The sequence below is a fragment of the Blautia sp. MSK.20.85 genome (assembly GCF_013317245.1).
Taxonomy (GTDB): domain Bacteria; phylum Bacillota; class Clostridia; order Lachnospirales; family Lachnospiraceae; genus Blautia_A.
Window position 1 is genome coordinate 79,951 of record NZ_JAAIUN010000013.1, and the last position, 20,589, is coordinate 100,539.

Consider the following 20,589-nt stretch of genomic DNA (forward strand, 5'->3'; position numbering starts at 1 on the left):
TCAGAGATTCTTACTTAATTTTGATGAAAGTATGAATAAATAATAACATACCTTTATGAATTTGGAAATAAAAAATTAATATTTGCCACAATTATTCTCCATTTCCAAAACTATACAGGACGATATTTTTTTCCCTGTAATCCCTGTTTTTAACGGTATTTCCATACTCCGTGAACTGCATAGGAAATAAAAAAGAGCAGGCTTTTCAGACGTCCATATCCGACATAACGATACACCTGATAAGTCATTGCGGCAGATTTCAGTTTGTTTCTGGATTTTCCCCCTTCGCTGAGCCGGTACTTCAGATACGGTTTATTGATCCCCACTGCAAAACCGCCTCTCCGAAGGATCTTCAGCCAGGTAATATAGTCTTCGTGACTGTCATCGTGAGTCATCGGAAACGCAAGGGCATCTTCTCTCTTAAGAAGCACAGACGAGCAGTTAATGCTGTTATGTTTCAGAAGATCATGATAGGTAATACGTTCTTTTACCGGGATGTATTTCCCTGTGGTGTGTCCATTCGGCTGCATCAGCTCTCTCCCGGTAGAACAGATATCACATCCGGTAAGCTCCATCGTCTTTACCTGTGCTTCCAGCTTGCCCTTTTCCCACCAGTCATCCGCATCCAGAAAGGCAATGTATTTTCCTTTTGAAGCTTTTACTCCCCGGTTTCTGGAACGGGCGGCTCCCATATTTTCTTTATTTCGGATATAACGGATATTTCCGCTGTCCATATATTTCATTACGGTAAGTTCTGTTTTGTCTGTGGAGCAGTCATCAATGACAAGAAGTTCTATTGGAACGTTCTGTGCCAGCACGGACTCGATTGCTTTTCCAATATATTTCTCACCGTTATAAACCGGCATGATCACAGAAACCAGTGGTTTTTCCATAAAAACGACCTCCCTTTTCTTTATTTACAAAATGCGCGCCAGAACCAGCCTGACACGCACTTTTTGATTTCGTATTATTTCCTATTTATCCTGTGAATCTTTCAGGGCATTCTTCTGATCGTCATCCACACCTTCGGATACTTCTTTCTGGAAAAAGATCTTCACAGTCATAAACAGAAGCTTGATGTCCAGAAGGAATGAATAATTCTCAATATAGAACAGGTCCAGTTTCAGCTTGTCGTACGGTGTGGTGTTATATTTGCCATAGACCTGTGCATAACCGGTCAGTCCTGCTTTTACCTTAAGACGGTAATGGAATTCCGGGATCTCCTGCTCGTATTCCTGCATGATCATATCTCGTTCCGGGCGTGGGCCTACCAGAGACATATCTCCCGCAAATACATTAAACAGCTGCGGAAGTTCATCCAGATGCAGGTTACGGAGAACATGTCCCACCGGTGTGATACGGGAGTCATGTTTGGATGCAAGACGTGCTCCGTTCTTCTCGGAATCCACACACATGCTTCGGAATTTCCGGATACGGAACTCTTTTCCCCTATAAGTGAGACGATCCTGAAGATAAAATACCGGGCCGCCATCATAGGCTTTCACCGCAATGGCAATGATCAGCATGATCGGGGAAGATACAATAATTCCAAGGCCGGAAACAACAATATCCAGAAGTCTCTTCGCTGCGCGCTGCTCCATGGAAAGTCCCTGGTTTCTGCACATCAGAAGCGGGGTATCAAACAGGTGGATCCGGTCCGTTCCCAACAGAATGATATCAGAAATCTTCGGGCTCATGTAACAGCGGATGGAATGAGAGAAACAGTATTTCAGATACTTGTTTCGGATCTGGGACGGAAGATCCCAGATGATCACGCCTTCATAATCTTCCATCATGGCGTGGATCTTCTCTTCTCCTTCGCGGATGTGTACCTTGCCGCTGATATCGTATTTATCCTTTCGGGTGTTCATCTTGTGGATGACATCTCCGGGATCACGGTCACCGTAGATAACCAGAAGTCTTCTGGCTCCGTACAGTCTGGAATAAATAAAGCGGCTTCCCCAGATCCAGAGGATGGTTACTACAATCTGGACCAGCGTCATTTCTATGATAGGACCGGCTGCAAGGAACCAGCGGTTGATCAGAGTGATCTGAAAATACGTTACAACATTGGTACAGATACTTGCCAAAGTCAGCGAATAAAACACGTCGATCCTTTTCAGATAGCCTACCTTCAATCCTCCGTAAAGCTTGGCAAACATCAGATAGATCAGTGCATAGATCAGGATCAGCACCCAGTTACCTTTTCTCCAGAATGGTTTCAGGATCAGGCTGCTGTAAAAATCATACCACACATAAGCAAAGATTGCTGTCTGCGCAATAATGATCAGACTCGCCAGACAAAACACCACAAATCTTTTATAATCTTCTCTTTTACTTCTGTTCACAGATTTTTTCTCCCTTCCTTAGGAGTTGTTATTAACCATACCATTATAGCCAATATATACTCTTACGTCCAGAGATTCCTCTGATTTTTATTCTGATATTTTCCGTTCGCACCGTTTTTCTCTGTAAATATGGCAAAAATCCCCGGAATTTTTCCAGGGATTTTTGACTGTTAATATTTATTTTTCTTTTTCAATTTCCGCGCTTTTTGCGATTATTCATTCACCAGATTATACTCTTCGATGGATTTGTTGATGGAATCTGCCATGTTCTTCACAGCTGTATCCACATCTTCTTTTCCGTTGAGCATGCTCTCGATCTCGGATTCCACAGTAGCTCTCGCCTCCGGGAATACGCTTAACAGAGCACCTACATAGTCTGCGGAAGAATCATGAAGCTGGTCAATCGCTGTCTGGAACTGTGGATATTTCTCAACATTGTCCTTGAATACCTGTTCGTCCTGAGCTTTTACAGTTACAGGGAAGTATCCGGTCTGTGCGTTCCAGTAAGCCTGAGATTCCGGAGAAATAAGGAATTTTACAAATTCCCATGTTGCACGAAGTTTTTTCGGATCGTTGTTGTTCAATGCCCAGAGAGATGCACCACCGATGGAAACACCACCCTCGTCGCTGGATTTGATCTTCGGGAAATATGCGGTACCAACCTCAAATTTTCCGTTTACATCCTGAAGGATCTGTTTCAGGGAAGCTGTGGAACCAAGTGTGATAGCTGCTTTTCCTGCGGAGAAATCTGCAAGTCCTGCATCGCCGCCTTTTCCAACGATCGGTGCGAAACCTTTGTCGTTAAGGTCTTTCCATGCGGTAAGGATGTTCTTTGCAGCACCGTTCTCATCGAATGCTACAGCAGTAGCTGCGTCTTTTCTTCCGTTTCCGTTGTTTGCATATTCAAGGCCCTGTTTTCCGATGAACTGCTCGAAGAACCATCCGTAGATTCCAAGAGACATTACTTCACCTGCGCCGCCTTTTTCCAGAAGATCCTGTCCGATCTCGCCGATTCCTTCCAGGCTGTCCGGAACTTCTGTGATACCTGCTTTGTCAAACATATCCTTATTGTAATACATGATCGGTGTGGATGAGTTGAACGGCATGGAATAAAGCTCATTGTCGATAGTGTAGTAAGCAGCCAGGTTCGGCTCAATCTCAGATACATCATAATTGTCTGCGTCTACCATCTGCTGCATGGGAACGATCCATCCGGAATCGATCATAAATCTTGTTCCGATCTCATATACCTGTACAAGATCCGCACCCATGTTTCCGATCTGTGCACTTTTCAGTTTGTTCAGGGAATCATCATACTCGCCCTGATACTGAGCATCTACCGTAATTCCATATTTGTTCTCATCGTTGAATTTTTTTACCAGTGTATCAATCGCCTCGCCATTGACACCACCCATGGAATGCCAGAAAGTAATGGTTGTTCCGTCTACATCGGAAGCATCTGCCATCTCCACGTTTTCATCTGTGCCGGCATCTGCGGCGAATACAGTCACTCCGGAAAGTGACCCGATCGTCATTGCTGCGGTAAGAAATGCTGCGATGATTTTTTTCTTCATAACTTTTTTCTCCTCTTGAAAAATTTTCTCTTTTTCTTTCTTCTTTCTATATAAGATGAACTGCAGGCCTTGCAGCACTGCAATATCTTTTCCCCTGTGGAAAAAGTGCTCCGGGTTTATTGTTCTCTCCGGTATCAGCCTTTGACTGCTCCGGAGAACATTCCACGGATCAGCTGTTTCTGTCCAATGATAAAGATGGAAATGGACGGGATGATGATCATGACAACACCTGCGATCATCAGGGTGATGGACTGGGAATCTACGCTGTCCAGCATGCTGATGCCGATCTGAACGGTTCGCATATTGTTGGAACCTGTCACAAGAAGTGGCCACATGTACATGTTCCATGCATTGATGAAGGTGTACACTGCCATGGCTCCGATGGCGGATTTTGTCAGCGGAAGCAGAATCTTTACGATAAACTTCAGATTGCTGCAGCCGTCAAGTTTTGCCGATTCATACAGTGAGATCGGGAAAGTCATGTAAAACTGACGGAACAGGAAAATTCCCATTGCAGATGTAAGATAAGGCACGATCAGCACCTGGTAAGTATCCAGCATGCCCCAGCTTGATACGGTCAGGTAGTTGGAAATGATCGTTGCCTCTCCTGGAACCATCATAGTCGCCATCACAACCATGAAGAGAATACCTTTTCCTTTGAATTCCAGGAAAGAAAACGCAAAAGCAGCAAGAGAACAGGTAATGATCTGTCCGATGGTAATGCATCCCGCCATGATAAAGGAATTCAAAATGAAACGGAGAAGCGGAACGGTACGGAATGCATTGATAAAGTTGGAAAAGGTCGGATTTTTGGGAAAGAGATTCAACTCTGTTGTAAACAGTTCATTGGAAGGCATCAGCGCAATACTGATCGCATAAAGCAAAGGAAGCAGGATCAGAATCGCGAACACCACATTGGCAGCCACACGAAGGGCGGTTCTTGCTCTTCTCTTTGTGAGTGCTTTTGCATTCATGGCTTCTTTCAGCTTCAGAAGTTCTTCTTTTGACAGATTTCCCACAGCGGGAACTGCCACATTTTCCATCTGACTCATCAGTAATTTACTCCCTTCTTTTCAATACGGAACATGATCAGTGTGATGATCATAATGATTATAAACAGGATTACAGACTGGGCTGCCGCACTTCCAAACCGGTAGTTGAAAAATGCGTCCCTGTAAATGGAATAGACAATAACATTGGTGGATTCATTAGGTCCGCCTTCTGTGAGGATCTTGATCTGTCCAAAAGACTGGAAGGCCTGAATAATATTTACTACCAGTGTATAAAACATGATCGGAGAAAGCCCTGGAAGTGTCAGGCTGAAAAACTGCTGCACACTGCTGGCTCCATCTACAGAAGCTCTCTCATAAATGGTCTCGTCAATGTTTCCAAGACCTGCGGAAAAATACAGGAAATTGATTCCGCTGTTCAGCCAGGCTGTAAGAATTGCCACACAGATCAGTGCGGTCTTCGGATCGTTCAGCCAGTTGATATCAAGTCCCAGAAGCTTGTTTACAATACCAACTGCCGGATGAAGCATGATCTGGAAGATCATTGCCGCAGAGCTAGATGCGATGGCCATTGGAAGCGCATAGGAAGTACTGAACACCCGGATTCCCGGAAATGCTTTGTTACAGAGTACTGCAGCGATCAGGCCAAGAAGCATGCCGCCGATCACCACGATCAGAACAAAGATCAGTGTCACTTTCAGACTGTTGATAAAGGATGCGGACTGAAGCAGTTCCTTATAGTTGTCCAGGCCAACGTACAGTTTTGCCTGTCCCATTTTGTTTGTTTTGTAAAGACTTAAATAGATTGTTTTTACAAACGGATAAAACAGGAAAATTCCGAAGATCAGCATACAGGGTACCAGGTATAAGTACGGTGTGATCTTACTTTTGCTGTTGTTTCCCATGATTATTTTTCCTCCCTGTAAAAAAGATTCTCTTCGGTTTCCGGATCAAACACATGGGCTTTATCCATGTCAAAATATAAGGAAACTTTTTCGCCGACCTTGGTCTGGTTCTCCGGATTCAGGCGGACTGCCAGGGTTTTGCCCTGCTCATCAAAATAGAGGATCACTTCCGCTCCAAGCATTTCCCGGTTTACTACAGGTTCGTCCACATCTACGCTGTCATTTTCAATTCCGAGTTTTTTCGCCTCTTCAATTTCGTAGATATCTTCCGGACGGATTCCCAGGATCACGTGTCTGCCGTTATATCTGTCTGCGATCTGTTTTCCTCTGGTGCCATCCAGATAAACTTTTTTCACAGTTTTTGCATCATCCAGAAGAAGGGCTGTACGGTTGTTTTCTTCTGCTTTCACTGTACACTGGAAAAAGTTCATGGACGGGGAACCAAGGAAGCCTGCTACAAAAAGATTTACCGGATTGTCATAAATACTCTGTGGTGCACCCACCTGCTGGATCAGGCCGTCTTTCATGACCACGATCTTAGTCCCAAGAGTCATGGCCTCTGTCTGGTCGTGTGTTACGTAAATAATGGTGGTATCCAGCTGTTTATGTAATTTCACAAGCTCCACACGCATCTGTGCACGGAGTTTCGCATCCAGGTTGGAAAGAGGCTCATCCATCAGGAAAGCTTTCGGCTTCCGGATAATGGCACTTCCGATGGCAACTCTCTGTTTCTGACCACCGGAAAGAGCTGCCGGTTTCCGGTCAAGAAGCTGCTCGATCTCCAGGATCTTTGCCACCTCGTGGACTTTTTTATCGATCTCATCTTTTGGCATTTTGCGGATCTTCAGGGCGTATGCCATATTTCCATAAACAGTCATGTTTGGATATAAGGCATAGTTCTGGAACACCATGGACATTCCTCTTTCCTTTGGTTCCAGATAATTGGAAAGTTCTCCGTCAATCCACAGTTCACCGTCTGTGATTTCCTCCAGGCCTGCAATAATCCGCAAAGTTGTGGATTTTCCGCATCCGGACGGACCTACGAAGATCACAAATTCCTTGTCATGTATATCAAGATTAAAATCCTTTATACCGTAATGTTCCGAATCAAATTGCTTACATACATTTCTAAGTGCAATTTCTGACATCACTTATCTCCTTTCTCTTCTCTCCTCGCTCGCATGGTTCTTAGTATAGAAGTTTTCCGGATGTTCAGATATCGTAGCTGCGCTAAGGGTTTGTGAATTGTGTGTTAAATTATTTCGGGAATTATATGCAATTCCGTTAAATTCTTTCTCCTGGGTAAAATTTCGACCGTATTCTTCAGAATCCTGTTCCTGATCTGTACTGGTCTATTGCATTAATTAGAACAATTCTCGCCAATCATGTCCGAAACATGGACTCTCGCCTCATTTTTCCATTCCTGGGTCAGAAAATAAATCAGATTTTGTATTCATCACTCATTTCTATACAAAATAAATGGCAATTTTGGGGCTTTCATCGCCGCTTGATTTGTGCAATTTTTCATGTTGTTTTAATTTTTTCTGTAAAATCTCAAATCTCAGCTATGTTTTTGTCTAATTTTACTATTGAAGTTTCGTGTATAAGTCAAACAATACAAAATATTTCTCTTAAATTTTCTAACTTTTTGTTAGCCACTTCGGTCGAGAAGTGCTATAATAATCACAGTCAAAAAAGAAATGCAGAATTCGTGTTACTGCGAACAGCGCGAACAGCAACATTACCGGAATCCATGCATCAGGAGGAGGAATTTGACATGATCACATTGAAAGCAGAGAAGAGAAACCCAAATGTAAAGGCTAAAAAATTAAGACGTGAGGGTTACGTCACAGGAATTCTTAGTGGAAAAGAAATGAAAGAGCCGGTAGCACTTCAGTTTGACGCTGCCGAGGCTGCGAAATTCATTAAAGCAAATAAAGAAGGAACTCAGATTTATCTGGACATCGAAGGCGAAAAAGTAGATGCCCTGGTAAAGAATATCGATTATAATCCAATTGAGAAACAGCTGATGGCTCTGGACTTCCAGGCACTGGTTGCTGGTGAAAAAGTATCCACAACCGTAGCTGTCAAACTGGAGCATACAGAACTGGTTCAGGGTATTGTTGAACAGGAGATGGAGGAAATCCACTATAAAGCAGATCCAGCCAACCTGCTGGATACCATCGTCATCGACTTCAATGGCTATCCTGCTGATGTCCGTGACATCCATGTAAAAGATCTCCCGATTCCGGAAGGCAAACAGGTTCATTTCATCACACCTGAGGATGCGGTTGTTGTTCACATCGGTGAGTACGAAGCTACTCCTGAAGAAGACGAGGATGCTGAAGGCGCTGAGACAGAAGCGAAATAATTTTCAATATATACGATTTCAGGGGATTGCATTTAAGCAATCCCCTGATTTTTGTCTGTTATTTGTCTTCTACGTTATCTTCATGATTATATACATCCATATTTGATGTGACTACATCTTTATAGAGAGAATCCAGAGAATCATATCCATAATAACTCCAGTTATATCCCTTGCCTTCTACTTCCGTAGTTTCGCCTGGCGTTCTGTAATCCACAAGATCCAGCTGTAAGCCCTCGTCACTTAGCATCACATTGCTGTAGCTGATGTACCAGTAAATATCATCAGTAGTATCTGTATCACCATCTTCTTCGTCAGAATACTGGCTTCTTATCTCTGCCTTATATACCAGATACAAAATATTTCCATCACTGTCATTTTTGTCTGTCAGCAGATAATCTCCAAGATATGTAAGAGATTCCAGAGTAGATGTCTCATCCCAGTTTTGTCCCATATAAGAAGCGTAAACATCTTCTGCCTGCTTCTTTAAAGTTTTCATGGAATCATCGTCAATCTGATTCAGGCTCTTAAGTGGACATACAAGACCGGAAACTGTATATTCTTTCTCTGTCTCTTCCGGCACTTCACCATAATCCCGGGTCAGACTTGCAACTCCTTCCTCGCTCAGTGTTACGGTAACTTTATCTCCATTACTTAGGCCCTCTGAAGGCTCATACTGAAAATAAGAATCATCCAGTTCATTTCCCTGATAAGTCATGGTAGCCGTGCCTTCCGGTTCCTGTCCTTCAAAATCCACAGATACATCGTCAAAAACATCAACTTTTTTCGCATCTTCAAGTCCGGAAACCTTTATGGTACCATCTTTATATTTGAGCTTATAATTCAGAGCTCCCTGAAGATCATCACTGACATTCCATGTATATGCCACCTTATCTCCGTTGGAAAAATAAGTTCCATCATTCTCGATACTTACACTTACGTTTCCTTCCAGAAAATTCATTGGAGAACGGTCATCCCATAAGAACCTTTCCAGCTTATTCAGGAGGTTTTTCTTTTTGTATGAAATTTTAGAGTCATACTTTTCCTCAAAAGAATCCCAGTCAACCTCTGCCGTGACTGATCCATATCCATTATAACCGCTGGTATTAATGGTCAGATATTTATTCAGATCTATTGTCCTGCCGTGACTGCGAACAGCTCCGATCAGTACGATCAGAACAACAATTCCTGCTACTGCTCCAATCAGAACCTTTCTGGGAAGCTGCATGATTTTATTTATAATGTCCTTTACCTGTTTCGGTATCTTATCATTGGATAATATTTTTTCTACATTTATATCTGAAAAATTTATCTTTGTGTTCTTTTCAGGGGTGTCTAACGGACTTCCACATTTGCAGCAAAATTTTGCGCCATCAACATTTTCTGCACCACACTTTTTGCAATTCATATTTCTCTCCTGTGCCAGTCAGACATATAAACGCATCCATATTCGCTGTCTGACTGATTGATTCGTTCAAAATTATTTTGTAAGATCCAGGTTTCTTCTTTCAAGTGATTTATTCTTTTCGTAATTTTCCGCATCAATGAACGCTTCTTCTTTGAAACCAAACATAGATGCAACGATGGTTCCAGGGAAGTTATTGATCGCTGTATTATATTCACGGATATTTCCGTTTACCAGCTGACGGGCTGCGGTGAGGTTCTTATCCAGCATTTCCGACTTTCTGGCAATCGCGGAATATTCTCCAATACTTTTCAGATCCGGATATTTCTGTCCGAGGAATAACAGTCTGTCAAGTTTGTCTTTTGCTGTCAGCTGTGCAATACCTTCGATTTCTTTCTGATAACCGTTTCTGGCAATATCGATCAGTTTATCCAGAGTTCTGTCCAATGCTTCACTCTGTACTCCAATATCAGATACTCCGTTTTTGATCATCTGCTGAAGCTCATTAAATTTGTTTCTTGTCATGATAACGTATACTGCGATCGCAGCGACAATAATTAAAAAATACATCATAGATCCTCCCTTTTCTTTTATTTATAAAGCAGATATTATTCTTATTCCGCTTTGTATTCATGTATTTACTTCCTGTATCAGGCAGATAAAATCATATGCATTCACTGCATGGCCAAATAACTGCTCCGCAGTTTATTCAGTTAAGCTTTGATAACAGGAGCGTACCAGTTCTTCCTGATGCTGTATCTGGCTGCAGGAATACTCAACTGCTCCAAATGCATTTACGATCGCATTTTCTGCATATACTGCAATATTTACATCCGCACGCCCAAAAGCCTGCATCATCGTTATATGAAGTTTTCCCTGCCAGATATGGATTTCTCTCACTATATTATTTCCTGCTGCCTGCACGATAGCAAGCTGACAGGATGTCGATAAAAATTTCATGCATTCATGTTCTTTTTCCGGTAATGTAAGAACACCCATTTTTTTATTAAACTCTGTTGATGCAATATTCTTTTTCATATCAATGTACACATTATTTCCATTTGGATATTTCTGTGCTTTTTCTGCTTTATATCGCTCACCGGCAACTGTATCACTTAAGCAATAAATATCAATTGGGCCACATTCCACTCCCAGGTCTGCTTCAAAACATCCGTTTTTTATCATCAGACCATCAAATAAAATTTCACCATATTCATTGCCCCATACAATTTCATATTTCTGATATTGTTCCTGACAGAAACTGTTCAGTCTTTCCTGACATTCTTTTGCAATTTCATCCAGCTTTTCTTTATAAGTATCAATGAAATATTTTCCCAGTTTCTGCAGAATATAATGAATCAATGCATATACGATAAGTGCCTTTATGATCCAATACTTTCCACCGATCAGTAACAGACAGGCCAGCAGGATAGCCACATGTATGACCTTTTCAATTGGTCCGCTTAAGTCACTGTCATCCGGATCGTCTATACCGCCTATGATGAATACGTTTTTTCCAAAATACCGTATTCTTTCAAATGTTTTAAATAATGCCAGGTTTTTTGTATGTTCATCCTGTTTTCTCAGGACAAAATCTTTTAATTCACCGTTCATATGTATGTGTCCTTTATTCTGTCTACGGAAATTATATCTGACATATGCCGGGGGTTTGCAGGCAGGAGAATTCGCCCACCTCCAGTTAACCACCGACATTACACCAGATTTTATATTATTTCATATTAATTACATATAACTCAATGCAGCGCCTATCGTACTTCCCAGGAAAATAATGGAAAGAACAATGATCACAATCATAAAGCAGAAATAAGAACGGGCAAAATTCTTCAGGTTCTTATTCTTTGTTCCGCCAAACGAAAATACCAGAAGAAGGATAAATCCTACCAGCGGGATAGAAAACAGAAGTTCATATCCAAAATATCCCCACATGGAAATTGGCTGATATTCTTCCGGGATAGAAGCGGTGTTCGGTAACTGTGATCTGTTGAAATTACTGTTCTGATTGTAATTGCCTCCCTGGAATCCTCCGTTATTTCCTGCATAACCTCCGGTGCTTCCATTAAAGCCTGCGGTGTTTCCGCCATAAGAATTATTTCCTCCGGCGCCATTGCTTCCGGCTGTACCGGAGCCTCCAAGTTTCGCTCCACATCCCTGGCAGAATGTAGAACTGTCCGGATTCTGAGTTCCACAATGTTTACATACCATAGTTTCTCTCTCCTTTTCTCTTTTTTAATGTATATGATTTTTTTATCATATCCTCTTCTGGCAGCTTTCCCTGTATGCTGCAATTCCCCGCCTGTTTTCCTCCCTTTCTGATTATTAGACGATTCAGGGAAAGGGAAGGTTTTAGGGGGATGAAAAAAATTTTTGTTTTTTATGAAGAAAATGTCATGGATTCTACGTTTCCATCGACGACTTTTATTAACAATTGCAAACCATTTACTCTTACACAGGTATTCACAGCATCTTCTTTTGGTCTGGCAACCTGTTCATCTGTTTCATTATATAAATATTTTGTATCCGGAGTCAGCTGGAACGTTCTCTGACCATACGACACCTCTATTGCTTCATCGTATACAAATGAGCTTTTATCCGACTTCCTAAATGTTGCGTAAAAAGTAAGTGTGTCATCATCCGCATTATAATCCACCTGTGTTGTCCATGGCAAAGTGCTTCCCTCACTGTATTTTGGACGTAATACTGTAAAATAATATTCCGTAACCCCAGTTTCTTCCTGCGGTATCTCAATAGTTGGTATTGGGGTAAATGTCGGTGAGACGACTGCCGACTGTGCAGACTGCATAGCAAAACAGTTCTGTAATATTGCGTTATCTCGCTGACTGTACGTTTGTGCGTCCGAGTCTGCCCATCTGTTAAAATCCAATAAATATGGGCCGGTTAATTCCTGACCGCCATTCATCCCGTAAACTTCAAGCTGATTCTCAATCTGCTGCATATCCGAATCTTTATTACCGGTATAAAAATCCCGTCCATTGATCTGGCATGTTCCATAAGTAGCTCCAAAACACCATCTGAGGTTACACTCCTGTACCATGTCGGTTTCTGACATTTTTATAAAAGTGTCCAGATAATCACTTGCCCCATGACTCGGTGACCATCGTCCAGATCTGTATAGATAATAAGAACCTTCTTTTTTTCGCAGTTCAAGCTTCTCTTCAATACTGTCTCCATATGTATTCAGATCTGTATCCGGGATCTCCAGTTCCTTCCTCAAGGTTACTTTTTGATCATCAATCCCATAAAGTTCCATATATAACGGTCGTTCTACATCTGTATAATTACTGCTGTTCTCATCTTTTTCCTTCGCCCTGGTCCGGATCAGAAGCAGTTCTTTATTTCCATTTCCTCCGAAATCTTCCATCGCAGCGCTTAACAGCAGATCATTTGCATAACCTGTATTGAAATCATAATCCGCCACATAACCATCCTGGATCACCTGAAGATTCTCATCTTCTACATATCCATCATAAAATGTCCGGTAAAGTTCTTCCTCTGAAAGCTTTTTCTCCTCTTTTTCCGAAGACTTCTCCTCTGCCTTATCGTCGGCTTCTGCTGCCTGGGTTGCTTTCGGAGTTTCTTCAGGTTCTGCCTGTTCTTCTTTCTGCGTCTCTGCTGTTTCTTTTTCCTGCGGTTCCTGTTGATGAACAAATGGCAGTTTATCTATATTTCTTACAACTCCATAGGTGATGCCGCCTGCCCCCAGAGAGCCTGCCAGGATCACTGCCGCAATTTTCAGCCCTGCATGTTTCGCAGCAGTTCCTGTTATGGTTCCTGCCGCCTTTGATGAGGTCGAGGCTGCTGTATGTGCCGCATTTGATGCCCATTCGCCTGCATTTGATCCTGCATGCCCCGGTCCAGACAATCCAGGCCCTGACGGTGTTCCTGTTGATCCGGCCTGACCAGGGTTAAGACTTCCCGTTCCTGGGTTTCTGCTACTATTTCCCCAACTGCTTCCAGCAGCCCCTGCCTGAGATGCAGTATGTCCGGATATCTCCCTGAAATAGGATTGCATAACATCCGGCAAAGCTTTCTGCGCCATCGGTTCTGCTGATACTTTGTCGGCTTTTCCAAGCAGATACAGGAAAAATACAAACGGTGCAACACTGTAAAGTTTCGTTCCACGTTTCTCCAGATCCAGAACCTGCTCTTTTATTTTTCTGCGCCCATATGACAGTCGGCTTTTTACGGTATTTTCACTGACTCCGAGAGTTTGCGCGATATCTTTCACGGACATCTCCTCGTAATAAAACATACCGATAACCACTCGCTGATCTTCTGGCAGATGGTCCAGAATCTCCATTACAAGACGCTTTGCTTCCTGCTGATCCATAGCCATCTCAGGATTCAGCTCTGACCTGACATCCTCTATGGACTCCTCAAAAGGGATATCTTCCAGCTCTTCTCCACCGTATATATCTGTAAAAAACATCGGTTTTGATTTCTTCAGCCAGTCTTTTGCAAGATTGTTGGCGATCATTTTCAGCCAGGGGATCAGTTTATCCGGATTCTGAAGCTGATCCAGCCTGGTAAATGCCTTCACATATGTATCCTGCAGGATATCATAAACCGTATCTTCATCTTTTATCAAAACCCGTATCGTTTTATAAACTGCCGGACTGCTGATCTTATATATTTCTGTAAGCGCTTCCTGGTCATTCTCCCTCGCCTTCTGAACCAGGTAAGACATATTTCTTATGGTAGGACTTCCACATCTTCTGCAAAAATTTGCATCATCGGGAAGTTCCTGTCCACATTTCACGCACCTCATATTTCTCCTCCCGTTGTTCTTCCGTTCATTTTTATATAAAAAACTCTGTTCAACAAATCCCAGCCTCTGCTTGTTGCTTCTCACAACCCCGCAGGGGACTTTCTTGATTTGGTTAAATGAAGCAAGTCTTATATGATATTATAAATATCTTACGAATTTACTTTTTTCATAATTGGGGTTTCTACAATTATGTCGTTTATATTGTCGAATATGCCTCATTTTTCTGTTTTATTGTCGTTTTTTCTTCTTTTCACGTACAATTTTAATATTGTTTTCGCTCAATTTCAATTGTTTTTTTCTTCTCCTCAAAATGACCATCACAATCACTGCTAACCCGCCAAGTACTGTTGTTCTTTTCCATTTCTTATTCATAAAAATGCTCCTTTTTCTCTCATCGTTTTTAAGTATCTTCCTGGATTTTACCTTTTTTACCTCCTTCACTTTATAGACGATCACCATGATGTACAGGTTTTAAGAAAAAAGAAATTTTTTGAAAAAAAGCACATATCAGGGGAGCGAATCCCTGTATGTGCTTTTTAAACTGCTGCCTATTGCTTTTTGCACCCTCGCAAGGCTTACTTATTTCAGTTAAAATCTTTATTTCTGCAAAAACTATCAGTACCACTAAATCCCTCTGTACTATATGGATCAGCACCGACTGATAACAAATTTTCCGGATCATTTACTTCATATCGATATCCCGCATCACCAAATCCATAGTGCACCAAATAATAGTAGCCGTAATCGGTTTTTATCACTTCACTGATCGTTTCTTCCAAAGACGGCTCTGTTGCACCAGGACCATATTTTTTTATTGTATTTCCTGAAATCACCGCTTTAAAATGATAAGGATCTCCTCCCCAGGTATACCACGTTCCCGCAATCAAATCCAATCCTTCCACTTCCTGCGAATCTCCATTCTGATCCTGCTGACCACCACCAAGTTCCGAAACAGGAATTAATTTGATTTCTCTGTCAAAGGTTGTGTATTCTCCTGAGCCAACATCTGTGGTCGCAATGTTTTCCTCATTAAGTGCATTTCCGTTTTTGGTAAAACGATCTATTTTCTCGTATCCCATATGTCCAAACTGAGAATAAATTCCATTTCCGTCCGGTGCCGTATAAAGTCCTACATGGCTTCCGATACTTCCAATAGAAATTACATTTGTATCATTTTCCAAAGTGTAAACATCATTGATCCAGTCTGCCTCACAGGTTCCATGAGAAAATATCAGTTCCCGGATTCCATCCCCATCAATATCGTACAATGCTATCTCTGTAGTTCCAGCTGTATTTGCACAGAGATTCTGGATAAAAGATGCATATTTGGCATATTCCGGCATATCCTGATAATTACTTGGATTTTCTGCCGGCACTGGTGTGGCCGTTGGTTCCGGTATGGCCGTTGGTTCTGGTGTGACTGCGGATTCTGTCTGTGGATTCTGGGCATTCTGCTGTGTTCCGTTTGAATCCGCAGACTTCTTTGTATTTGAAGTTTTATCTGCGTTGGATGCAGTATTTGAATCTGCTGAGTTCTTTGTGTCAGTCGTTTTTTCAGTTCCTGTTGTCGTTTTTGTACCCGATTTCTTCTCTGAACCGGAAGACGTTTTTCCTTTTGCAGAATCAGAAGTATCTTTAACTTTCTGCTCATGGACAAACGGCAAGGTATCCGCATTTCTCACAATACCATATGTAATACCTCCGGCACCCAGAGATCCTGCCAGAATCAGTGCCGCAATTTTAATTCCCGCAAATTTGGCTGCCGCACCACCTGCAGTTTTAGCAGTCCCAGCCTTTGCAGCAGCCCCGGCTGCTTTTCTGTCATTGCCGGCTGTGTTGGCTCCATTCCATCTTTTTCTCTCATTTCCTGATGCACCTGTATTACCCCAGTTATTTCTGTTATCTCCATATCCATCTGTACTGCTCTGCGGATTCCTTCTGTTTTCTGAAATACCTGTATCACTCCAGCTGTTTCCATTATCTCCGTATGCATCTGTGCGATTCCAGGAGTTACCCGCACTGCCTTCTGCACCGGTTCCTCCCTGAACATTTTGGCCATTTTGTAAATTACTGTCTGAATCGGGTTTTCCCCATGTAAGTTGTTTCCCGGATATTCCTCCAGAACAGGAATTCAGGATTCCCTGCAACGCATCTGGATCAAGCGGCTCTGCGGACACAGAATCCACTCTGCGAAGCAGATACAGGAAGAATACAAACGGCGCGACATTGTAAAGTTTGGTTCCATGCTTTTCCAGATCCAGGACCTGTTCTTTTATTTTTTTACGACCATAAGACAATCTGCTTTTAACCGTATTTTCACTGACTTCCAGTGCCGCCGCAATATCCTTTACCGGCATCTCTTCATAGTAAAACATACCGATCACGATTCGCTGATCTTCCGGAAGCTGATCCAGGATTTCCATTACCAGACGACGAACTTCTTTTTCATCCATAGACATTTCCGGATTCATATCAGAACGGACATCTTCTATTGATTCCTCGAAAGACACATTGTCCTCTTCTTCTGTACCGGAAATATCTGTAAAAAATACGGGTTTTGATTTTTTCAGCCAGTCTTTGGCACGGTTATTCGCGATCATTTTCAGCCACGGGATCAGTTTCTCTGCATCCTGCAACTGATCAAGTCTGGTGAATGCTTTTACATAGGTATCCTGCAAAATATCATAAACCGTATCTTCATCTTTAATAAGTACTCTTATGGCTTTATACACTGCCGGACTGCTGATCTCATATATTTCCGCAAGCGCTTGCTGATCATTTGCCCTCGCCCGCTGAACCAGCCATGTCATATTGTTTCTGGTAGGACTTCCACAGTTCCTGCAAAAATTTGCATGATCTGGTATTTCACTTCCACATTTACTGCATCTCATTCTTCTTCCCCCGTTGTTTCCACTTCACTATTTTCTTCTTTTTGTATGATGTTATTCTCATTTTCCCGCTGTGTCAACTGAAGGATTTTTCGAAACACAGTCCACAGTTTTTCCCAGGGAACCGGCATACTGTCAATCGTACAGGTAATCATTTTTCCAATGTCATGTTCTGTCATATCTTTTTCTCCCCTTTCTACTTTATAGACGATTCAGAGTTACTGCCGGTTTTATATTTTTATGGAAAATCAGTAACTTTAACGCCTTAAAAATCAGGCGAATATTCACGATCAAGTCCCCACTCACAGCTTATTGCTTTCCGCAATAGAGGCAGGGGACTTACTTGATTCGGTTGAAAAATCCACAATAGCCCTGGATATGTTTTGAACATATACACAGGGCTATCATTCATCTGTATTCTATTTTTCTTCGCACACTATGATAATTTCTGCCTTACCCGAAATTACCACTGTTTGAACCCGCAAAATTTACAGAATTTCGCATTTGCTTCTATTTCTGCACCACACTGAGGGCATTTTACAACCTTATCCTCTGTTTCCATGTACTGTTCTGCAGATTCTGGTGTATCATCTGTTTTTTCCTGCATTTTCGTCTGCTTTTCTGCAATTTCTTCTGTTTTTGCTACCGATTCCGCGGATTTTCTCTGTTCTTCCGCTATACGTTTCGCTTCTTCCCTTCTTGCTTCCTCTTTGCGCTTTGCTTCTTCTGCTTTTCTTGCTGCTTCCGCCTCGCGCTTTACTTCTTCTGCTCTTCTTGCTTCTTCTGCCGCTTTTCTCGCTGCTTCCGCTTCCGCAATCATACTTTCCGGAACAGGCGTTCCGCATGAAATGCAGAATTTATGTCCATATGTAATCGGTTTTCCGCACTTTGCACAATAACCTATTATATCCTCTTTCATTGTTCTTTTTCGAATATTACCTGCTACGTTTCCCGCCATTTGTGACATTGTATTGGAAAAATGCCCTACTGTATCTGACATTTGCCCCATAGCATTATGTATATCCTTTTTTGAAAAAACATCCATTAAATCTGTCTGCATCTGTAAACGATTTATCAGTATTAACACTGTAAATATAAGAATCAAAAGCAATGCTATTATATTGATGACATACCATCCTGTTGTTTTAAACTGACACTGAGCATCCTCCGCAAACTTCTTTGCAGATGTTCTGAAAATGATCCATATAATAAGATCCAGCACTGTCATTCCACAAACAGCTGCTGACGTCTGTTTATCTGTAAACTTCTTTATAAAAAGAAACACTAATACAGCTACAGGCAGCAACAGACATAATGCAATAACAGGCTGTGGAGATACAAGTGTCTCACCATAACTTGAGATACCTTTTATTGCTGTTACTGCTGATACCTTTATCAGATCTGTATCTACACCCCAGTCTGAATCTGAACAGGAAACCATAAACATCGGACAAAAAAATAATATTACGCAACAAAATGTCAGTGTTCGTATTATATTTTTCACTGTAACAGATAGTTTCTTCTTTTCAGAAGAAATATTATTAATTTCATTCATTTTCATAATCTCCTTCTCTGATAATTTTAATGTTTAACCGAATTAAAGAAGTCCCCTGCGAGAGTTGCAAATATCCGCTTGACTAATAATGCCGGAACCCAGTTACAAAAGTTCCGGCATTATACAGCACTATCCGATTTTATTTAATCTTTACACTCTTGCAAGCTGAAGATTTCGCTGTCAAAACCTTGGAACCGGATTTACGGATAGATACTACTTTATAATAGTATGTTTTTTTGCTGGTCAAAGATTTCTTGTCTGTGTAGTATGTCTTTCCTGTTACTGTTGCGATTTTTTTGTATCCACTCTTTGAATTTGTGCTTCGGTATACATAGTAACCGGTTGCATTGTTGGCTTTTCTCCAGTAAACTGTTGCCTGGCGCTTGCCGGCTTTGATTGAGGAGATTGTTGTTGCGGTTGGTTTTACAACAGGTGCTTTATAAGTTTTAGCAGACGCCTGGATATGATAGATCTTACCTTCTGCATTGCTGGAAGTTCCAATTTTTACAATTAAATCGCCTGTACATCTTACCGTCCATGTTTCATTTGCTGAAATACTGTTGTTTTTATTTGCCTTTAAGAGCTTAAAGGTCTTTGCGTCATAAAAATCAACTCTCCATCTGCCAGGAACATCTACCGAATCATCTATCATAAATTTAAAAGTAACATTGTTCGTTCCATTCAGCTTGATACGATAATAATCTTTATCAAAATTTCTATAGAGATTTCCTGTATATAATTTATTTACAACTACAGAGTTCGCATTTCCCATTGTTTTATTTTTGTAATACTGCTCTTTTTCCCACTGACTTGACGCGGTATAATTAACTCTCAGATTATAGGAACATTGTGGACCATATCCAATGGTACTTTTTACTTTTACCAGATATTTTCCAGGTGCAAGTCCTAATACATAGCTTTTTCCTGAGTTTCCAGAAAAATTATTGAGTGGATTCCTATCTGCATCATACAGATCAACTCTCCATTTCGCACTGTCTTTCGGGTTATCATCTCCTGATCTGAGTTCAACCTGTGCACATCCATTTCCTTCAGGAATAATAAAGCTATAATAATCCGTATCACTGCCTTTCACTGTAATTCCTCTCATCCAGGTATTCAGTGGCAAAGATGTCGCATTAGCCGGAACTTCATTTGGTTCACTCTCCTCCAACATCCCAGCCTGAACCTGCACAGCCGGATTGACCGTTGCCACACACAGTGCCATTGTTGCTCCTGCAAACAGAAGCTTTGTCAGTTTTGCAACTTTTTCTCTTAACATAATTTTTCTCTCCTTTGTTTTTATTTATATGATTTTTTCATCATATTCTTGTGTACTCACTGTCGATACTTATTTCAGTGCCTTCTTATAGTTACTTTTTCCCCTCTTTCTATATTATAGACGATGCAAAAAGAGATTTGGTTTTAATATTTAAAAAAAATTTTTATTTTTTTCAACATAACAAAAAAGAGCCGGAAAACTTTAATTTTAAAGTTCTACCGACTCATTAATAGCAGGGGATGAGAGAATCGAACTCCCACCAAAGGTTTTGGAGACCCCTATCATACCATTTGACCAATCCCCTATATACAAGAAAAAGTGGCTGTTGGCCACGAATTCTTTTACATTGTACTCTCAAAACTACATACATGCTTGTTGATTGTTAATCAAACTCTTTGAATCAATTCTTAACCTGCGTTTCTTGGTCAAGCCCTCACCCGATTAGTAACA

General features: G+C 41.4%; 17 protein-coding genes and 1 tRNA gene. 1 reads left to right on the plus strand and 17 read right to left on the minus strand.

Features of this window, described 5'->3' with window-relative positions; translation table 11 throughout:
• Positions 1-149: 149 nt before the first annotated feature.
• The 6 genes from G5B12_RS09290 to G5B12_RS09315 form a co-directional block, all read right to left on the minus strand.
• A complete protein-coding gene (locus tag G5B12_RS09290) occupies positions 150-893 on the minus strand; it encodes a glycosyltransferase family 2 protein (protein ID WP_174088088.1) in 744 nt (247 codons plus the stop codon).
• A gap of 81 nt (positions 894-974) precedes the next feature.
• Entirely contained in the window at positions 975-2,348 is a 1,374-nt protein-coding gene (locus G5B12_RS09295; RefSeq protein ID WP_174088089.1) for a sugar transferase, read from the minus strand.
• A 212-nt stretch (positions 2,349-2,560) separates the two neighbouring features.
• Positions 2,561-3,922: an ABC transporter substrate-binding protein gene (locus tag G5B12_RS09300; RefSeq protein ID WP_021976001.1), complete on the minus strand. Its 1,362-nt coding sequence runs from the start codon at positions 3,920-3,922 to the stop codon at positions 2,561-2,563.
• A gap of 134 nt (positions 3,923-4,056) precedes the next feature.
• Positions 4,057-4,974: a carbohydrate ABC transporter permease gene (locus G5B12_RS09305; RefSeq protein ID WP_021976000.1), complete on the minus strand. Its 918-nt coding sequence runs from the start codon at positions 4,972-4,974 to the stop codon at positions 4,057-4,059.
• Positions 4,974-5,837: a carbohydrate ABC transporter permease gene (locus G5B12_RS09310; RefSeq protein ID WP_021975999.1), complete on the minus strand. Its 864-nt coding sequence runs from the start codon at positions 5,835-5,837 to the stop codon at positions 4,974-4,976. Before G5B12_RS09310 ends, G5B12_RS09305 begins: the two co-directional genes overlap by 1 nt.
• A gap of 2 nt (positions 5,838-5,839) precedes the next feature.
• Positions 5,840-6,985 carry an ABC transporter ATP-binding protein gene (locus G5B12_RS09315; protein WP_021975998.1) on the minus strand — a complete coding sequence of 382 codons (1,146 nt, stop codon included), beginning with the start codon at positions 6,983-6,985 and terminating at the stop codon, positions 5,840-5,842.
• Positions 6,986-7,614: 629 nt separating this feature from the next.
• On the opposite strand from G5B12_RS09315, the gene G5B12_RS09320 reads away from it, so the two are divergent.
• Entirely contained in the window at positions 7,615-8,208 is a 594-nt protein-coding gene (locus G5B12_RS09320) for a 50S ribosomal protein L25 (protein ID WP_174088090.1), read from the plus strand.
• Between the two features lie 58 nt (positions 8,209-8,266).
• Here G5B12_RS09320 and G5B12_RS09325 read toward each other — a convergent pair whose 3' ends face one another.
• The 11 genes from G5B12_RS09325 to G5B12_RS09375 form a co-directional block, all read right to left on the minus strand.
• The gene (locus G5B12_RS09325) at positions 8,267-9,613 is read right to left on the minus strand and encodes a zinc ribbon domain-containing protein (protein ID WP_021975996.1); all 1,347 of its coding nucleotides are present in this window, start codon (positions 9,611-9,613) and stop codon (positions 8,267-8,269) included.
• A gap of 72 nt (positions 9,614-9,685) precedes the next feature.
• Positions 9,686-10,183, minus strand: coding sequence for a LemA family protein (locus tag G5B12_RS09330; RefSeq protein WP_118062520.1), 498 nt, complete (start codon positions 10,181-10,183; stop codon positions 9,686-9,688).
• 132 nt (positions 10,184-10,315) lie between these two features.
• Positions 10,316-11,224, minus strand: a complete 909-nt coding sequence (locus G5B12_RS09335) for a hypothetical protein (protein WP_174088091.1) — start codon at positions 11,222-11,224, stop codon at positions 10,316-10,318.
• A 129-nt stretch (positions 11,225-11,353) separates the two neighbouring features.
• Complete coding sequence (locus G5B12_RS09340) at positions 11,354-11,833, minus strand: zinc-ribbon domain-containing protein (protein WP_021975993.1); 480 nt, start codon at positions 11,831-11,833, stop codon at positions 11,354-11,356.
• Between the two features lie 169 nt (positions 11,834-12,002).
• Positions 12,003-14,417 carry a sigma-70 family RNA polymerase sigma factor gene (locus tag G5B12_RS09345; protein ID WP_174088095.1) on the minus strand — a complete coding sequence of 805 codons (2,415 nt, stop codon included), beginning with the start codon at positions 14,415-14,417 and terminating at the stop codon, positions 12,003-12,005.
• 228 nt (positions 14,418-14,645) lie between these two features.
• A complete protein-coding gene (locus G5B12_RS09350) occupies positions 14,646-14,789 on the minus strand; it encodes a hypothetical protein (RefSeq protein ID WP_021976375.1) in 144 nt (47 codons plus the stop codon).
• A 212-nt stretch (positions 14,790-15,001) separates the two neighbouring features.
• The gene (locus G5B12_RS09355; protein WP_174088096.1) at positions 15,002-17,308 is read right to left on the minus strand and encodes a sigma-70 family RNA polymerase sigma factor; all 2,307 of its coding nucleotides are present in this window, start codon (positions 17,306-17,308) and stop codon (positions 15,002-15,004) included.
• On the minus strand, positions 17,305-17,484 hold the full coding sequence (locus tag G5B12_RS09360; protein ID WP_021975806.1) for a hypothetical protein: 180 nt from the start codon (positions 17,482-17,484) through the stop codon (positions 17,305-17,307). The genes G5B12_RS09355 and G5B12_RS09360 overlap by 4 nt, the downstream gene beginning before the upstream one ends.
• Positions 17,485-17,768: 284 nt before the next feature.
• The gene (locus G5B12_RS09365; protein ID WP_021975807.1) at positions 17,769-18,860 is read right to left on the minus strand and encodes a zinc ribbon domain-containing protein; all 1,092 of its coding nucleotides are present in this window, start codon (positions 18,858-18,860) and stop codon (positions 17,769-17,771) included.
• Positions 18,861-18,999: 139 nt separating this feature from the next.
• Positions 19,000-20,139, minus strand: coding sequence for a hypothetical protein (locus G5B12_RS09370; protein ID WP_174088092.1), 1,140 nt, complete (start codon positions 20,137-20,139; stop codon positions 19,000-19,002).
• Positions 20,140-20,372: 233 nt separating this feature from the next.
• A tRNA-Trp gene (locus tag G5B12_RS09375) sits at positions 20,373-20,443 on the minus strand.
• Positions 20,444-20,589 lie beyond the last annotated feature (146 nt).

Bases quoted from the DNA above. Each gene is read 5' to 3' on its own strand.
- G5B12_RS09290 (WP_174088088.1), bottom strand. From the start codon at position 893: ATGGAAAAACCACTGGTTTCTGTGATCATGCCGGTTTATAACGGTGAG.
- G5B12_RS09300 (WP_021976001.1), bottom strand. From the start codon at position 3,922: ATGAAGAAAAAAATCATCGCAGCATTTCTTACCGCAGCAATGACGATC.
- G5B12_RS09305 (WP_021976000.1), bottom strand. From the start codon at position 4,974: ATGAGTCAGATGGAAAATGTGGCAGTTCCCGCTGTGGGAAATCTGTCA.
- G5B12_RS09310 (WP_021975999.1), bottom strand. From the start codon at position 5,837: ATGGGAAACAACAGCAAAAGTAAGATCACACCGTACTTATACCTGGTA.
- G5B12_RS09315 (WP_021975998.1), bottom strand. From the start codon at position 6,985: ATGTCAGAAATTGCACTTAGAAATGTATGTAAGCAATTTGATTCGGAA.
- G5B12_RS09320 (WP_174088090.1), top strand. From the start codon at position 7,615: ATGATCACATTGAAAGCAGAGAAGAGAAACCCAAATGTAAAGGCTAAA.
- G5B12_RS09325 (WP_021975996.1), bottom strand. From the start codon at position 9,613: ATGAATTGCAAAAAGTGTGGTGCAGAAAATGTTGATGGCGCAAAATTT.
- G5B12_RS09330 (WP_118062520.1), bottom strand. From the start codon at position 10,183: ATGATGTATTTTTTAATTATTGTCGCTGCGATCGCAGTATACGTTATC.
- G5B12_RS09335 (WP_174088091.1), bottom strand. From the start codon at position 11,224: ATGAACGGTGAATTAAAAGATTTTGTCCTGAGAAAACAGGATGAACAT.
- G5B12_RS09340 (WP_021975993.1), bottom strand. From the start codon at position 11,833: ATGGTATGTAAACATTGTGGAACTCAGAATCCGGACAGTTCTACATTC.
- G5B12_RS09345 (WP_174088095.1), bottom strand. From the start codon at position 14,417: ATGAGGTGCGTGAAATGTGGACAGGAACTTCCCGATGATGCAAATTTT.
- G5B12_RS09350 (WP_021976375.1), bottom strand. From the start codon at position 14,789: ATGAATAAGAAATGGAAAAGAACAACAGTACTTGGCGGGTTAGCAGTG.
- G5B12_RS09355 (WP_174088096.1), bottom strand. From the start codon at position 17,308: ATGAGATGCAGTAAATGTGGAAGTGAAATACCAGATCATGCAAATTTT.
- G5B12_RS09360 (WP_021975806.1), bottom strand. From the start codon at position 17,484: ATGACAGAACATGACATTGGAAAAATGATTACCTGTACGATTGACAGT.
- G5B12_RS09365 (WP_021975807.1), bottom strand. From the start codon at position 18,860: ATGAATGAAATTAATAATATTTCTTCTGAAAAGAAGAAACTATCTGTT.
- G5B12_RS09370 (WP_174088092.1), bottom strand. From the start codon at position 20,139: ATGTTAAGAGAAAAAGTTGCAAAACTGACAAAGCTTCTGTTTGCAGGA.